4 protein-coding genes are annotated in these 2,060 nt (G+C 59.7%); all 4 read left to right on the forward strand.

The features are described 5' to 3' along the window. On the forward strand, positions 1–370 hold a 370-nt coding region (locus GX108_06905; GenBank protein ID NLO56761.1), incomplete at its 5' end, for a methylmalonyl-CoA carboxyltransferase. Between the two features lie 12 nt (positions 371–382). After that, positions 383–775 (forward strand): OadG family protein, encoded by a 393-nt coding sequence (locus GX108_06910; GenBank protein NLO56762.1) that lies wholly within the window; start codon positions 383–385, stop codon positions 773–775. 263 nt (positions 776–1,038) lie between these two features. Further along, complete coding sequence (locus tag GX108_06915) at positions 1,039–1,437, forward strand: biotin/lipoyl-binding protein (protein ID NLO56763.1); 399 nt, start codon at positions 1,039–1,041, stop codon at positions 1,435–1,437. Between the two features lie 31 nt (positions 1,438–1,468). Next, on the forward strand, positions 1,469–2,060 hold a 592-nt coding region (locus GX108_06920; GenBank protein NLO56764.1), incomplete at its 3' end, for a sodium ion-translocating decarboxylase subunit beta.

Genomic DNA, 2,060 nt, shown 5'->3' on the forward strand with positions numbered 1-2,060 from the left:
CCTTATTACGGTGGTCCTTCGCAAGGCTTACGGCGGGGCCTACCTGGGAATGTGCAGCAAGGACCTCGGCGCCGATGTGGTTCTCGCCTGGCCCCAGGCGGAGATAGCGGTCATGGGCGCTGAAGGCGCCGCCAACATAATCTTCAGGAGAGAGATCGAAAGCGCTCCCGATCCCCAGGCCCTCAGGACGCAGAAGATCGAGGAGTACAGGGATGCCTTCGCCACGCCCTACCAGGCGGCTAAGAGGGGCTTCGTGGACGCGGTGATCCTCCCCGAGGAGACACGCGGTGAGATCTACAGGGCCCTTGTTCAGTGCGAGGGCAAGCGCCTGCAACGGCCGAAACGCAAGCACGGCGTTATGCCGCACTAGGAGGTAGTGGATATGGAAATCTCTCGCATTGCCGAGCAATTCTCCCATGGAATAGGAGGTCCCATTGCGCTCGCCTTGATCGCCTTTTCGACGGTTTTCATCGTGCTGATGGCCCTTACGTTCACGATAATAGCGATCCGCTACCTCGCCGCGTTTTCGGAGCGCAAGCCCGCCAAACCGGCGGGGCCCGAGCAAAAATCAACACCGGCTTCGCCAACTCCACCCGTATCCGCGGCGCCTCCGGGTACCGACAAGAACATCGTCGCCGCGGTCATAGCGGCCGCCCTGGCGGTTTCCGGCGGCGGGAAGGCCCTGTCGGTGAGACCCCTGGAGGTGGCCGGTCGCGGCAAGCCTACCGCCTGGAAGATGGCGGGAAGAATGGACCTCCTGGAGGGGTTTGAATAATCCTGTAAAACGATAAGGGTGGAAACGTTAGCCCTAAAAGGTGGACCGTAAACTGAAAGGTCAAATTCGCGGCTGATTGTTTTGCTCTCTCGATTTATGCCTTTCGCCTTTGCCTTGGCTTCACGGTTTCCGCTTTTCGCCGTTGCTTTGGCTTTACGATTCACGATTTACGGCCCTTACGATTAACGCCCGAACAGGAATAAGATCAGCTACAAAAAGAAGGGTTCTTATTTTCGAAAAAATAAAGGAGGAAAACCCAAGCTATGGCCAAAAAATACAGGATCACCGTTAACGGAATCTCCTACGAGGTAGAAGTGGAGGATATCGGCTCCTCGGCGTCGGCGCCCGCTCCAGCCCCGGCACCCGCCCCCGCGGCTGCCCCGAATCCTACGCCGGCACCAGCACCTGCCGCCGTCCCCGCTCCCGCGCCTGCTCCGGCGGCCGCCGGTGACACCCCCGTGGTCGCCCCCATGCCTGGCAAGGTACTGAGAGTTCTCACCAGCGTGGGAGCGGCCGTCAACGCCGGAGATCTTCTGCTCGTACTCGAAGCGATGAAGATGGAAAACGAGATCCAGGCCCCTTCGGCCGGGACTGTGAAGGAGATCAGGGTATCGGACGGATCCCCGGTGAACACCGGTGACGTGTTCCTCGTGATTGGCTAGGACTTGATAGTCCTCGAAGGAGAGGTTAAATATGGGACTTGTTTTTAAGGCCCTCGCCGAGATCCTGGAACAATCGGGATTCATGGGGCTGACCACTGGAAACGTGATAATGCTCGTGGTGGCCTGCGTCCTGCTCTACCTGGCCATTGGCAAGGGGTTCGAGCCCCTTCTCCTGGTCCCCATTGCGACGGGTTGTCTCTTGGTCAACCTGCCACTCTCCGGGATCATGGATCAAGGCGGTTTCCTGCGCTACCTGTTCTACGGGACGGAACACGAGATCTACCCCGTGATCATCTTCATGGGCATAGGAGCCCTGACTGATTTCTCGCCCCTCCTGGCGAACCCCCTGACCTTCCTCCTGGGGGCCGCCGCGCAGCTAGGGGTTTTTGTGGCACTCTTCGGGGCCATGATGATAGGTTTCTCGGTCCCCGAGGCGGCCTCCATCGGGATTATCGGTGGAGCTGACGGGCCGACCGCTATCTACACGACGATGAAACTGGCCCCACAGATCCTGGGAGCTGTTGCGGTGGCCGCCTACAGCTACATGTCCCTGGTGCCGCTGATCCAGCCGCCCGTCATCAAGCTGCTCACCACCAGGAAGGATCGCGCCATCAGGATGGCCA

Source organism: Thermovirga sp., from assembly GCA_012523215.1.
Lineage (GTDB): Bacteria > Synergistota > Synergistia > Synergistales > Thermovirgaceae > 58-81.